Source organism: Polaromonas sp. P3_C2, assembly GCF_056402675.1.
The window spans coordinates 1-1,657 of record NZ_JBFUGX010000808.1 but is presented as its reverse complement, the minus strand read 5'-3'; the positions used below and the strand labels follow the sequence as shown (position 1 = coordinate 1,657).

General features: G+C 62.6%; 2 protein-coding genes. Both read left to right on the top strand.

The genetic code is table 11. The features are described from left to right. A partial coding sequence (locus tag AC1DWI_RS22210) for a ParB/RepB/Spo0J family partition protein (RefSeq protein WP_477725790.1) occupies positions 1-607 on the top strand: 607 nt, incomplete at its 5' end. Between the two features lie 161 nt (positions 608-768). Beyond that, on the top strand, positions 769-1,446 hold the full coding sequence (locus AC1DWI_RS22205; RefSeq protein ID WP_477670382.1) for a hypothetical protein: 678 nt from the start codon (positions 769-771) through the stop codon (positions 1,444-1,446). Positions 1,447-1,657 lie beyond the last annotated feature (211 nt).

Below are 1,657 nucleotides of genomic sequence, written 5' to 3'. Positions count from 1 at the left end.
GCTGGACGAGGTGCCGGTGCTGGTGCGCGACGTGCCCGACGAGTCGGCCGCCGCGATGTCGCTGATCGAAAACATCCAGCGCGAAGACCTCAACCCACTCGAAGAGGCCCACGGCCTGCAGCGCCTGGTCAAGGAATTCGGCCTCACGCACGAGCTCGCCGCGCAGGCCGTCGGCCGCTCGCGCAGCGCTGCTTCCAACCTGCTGCGGCTTTTGAATTTGGCTGATCCGGTGCAAACGATGCTGATGGCGGGCGACCTGGACATGGGCCATGCGCGGGCCTTGCTGGGCCTGGACCGTGCCGCGCAGATCACCGCGGCCAACCAGATCTCGGCCAAAAAAATGTCGGTGCGCGAGGCCGAAAGCCTGGTCAAAAAACTCAGCGCCGAGTTTTCGCTAAAGCCGCAAAAAGCCACCAAGGAAAAGTCCCGCGACACACGCCGTGTGGAAGAAGAACTCGCCGACCTGCTGATGGCCAATGTGGAAGTGCGCATCAAAAAGCAGGTCAAGCGCAACGGCCGGCGCGAAGACATGGGCGAGGTGGCCATCCAGTTCGCTTCGATGGACGAGCTCAACGGATTGATCGAGCGCTTGCGCGGCAACAAGTAGACTGTTTGGGTTATTTTTCGCCGGTGAATCGGTCGGTGATACTCAAGATGTGAACTAATTCACGACTTTTGTGACTCTTACACGGCTTTCTCCAGAAAGCGGGTGACGGCTGGCGCCCACATGCTTATTGTTACTACATGTAATTATTTGTGTGTTTGCGTATGAATTACCTGGCGAACCGTTCTTTCCGCAGCGCTCACCTGGCCCGGTTCGGCGTTACCACCGTCTCGGACATAACAGACTGGTTCAAGCCAGGCTGGCGAGAGGGGTTTGCCGGCCTTGGCGCCTGCGCCACCCTTGCGGTGGTGATGGCCCTGGCGCCTCAGGCCGCAAAGGCGCAGCAAACCATTGAGCGCGTCAAGCTCACGGACAACGACCTCAGCTGCCAGCAGATGTACGCCGAGGCGCAGCAGATGGACACCACCATGGCCCTGGCTGGCCCGGGCCTGCCGGTTCTCAGCGCAGCGCCCGCGGCCGCCATGCCCGGTGGCGCGCTCACGCTGGCGCAAATGCATGCGCCGACCGCCGCGCTGGCCACGCAGCAAGGGCTATCGGCCCAGTACCAGCAGCAAATCGCCAACAACATGGCAGCGGCCCAGCAAAACGGGCGCAATTCCGCCGCGCCATCGCCCGCGCAGCCCAGCGGCATCGCCGGTGCGCTGGGCGCAGGGATGCTGGGCTCCTTGCTGGCGGGCACCGGTGCCGCAGCTGCAGTATCCGCCACGGCGCCGGCTCAGGGGGCTGGTGGCGGCCTGGGGGTCCAGGCCAGGGCGCGCAAAGACCACCTGACTGGTTTGTTCCTGTCCAGGGGCTGCAAGCTCTCGGAAGTGCAGAAGTAGCCCCGAAATTTTTTACCCGCGTTTTCCCCCAACCTCCATCAACCTTACCCATTGCAGGACCGGTCATGAAACAACACTCCCTTGCCGCCGCACTGGCGCTTTTCCTGGTGGCTGCCGCCGCATCTGCGCAAACCATCGAGCGCGTAAAGATGACGGACAACGACCTCTCGTGTCAGCAGATCTATGGCGAGATCGGACAGATGGACAGCGT

Excerpts from the sequence above, each read along its gene's own strand:
- AC1DWI_RS22205 (WP_477670382.1), top strand. The coding sequence starts at position 769 with ATGAATTACCTGGCGAACCGTTCTTTCCGCAGCGCTCACCTGGCCCGG.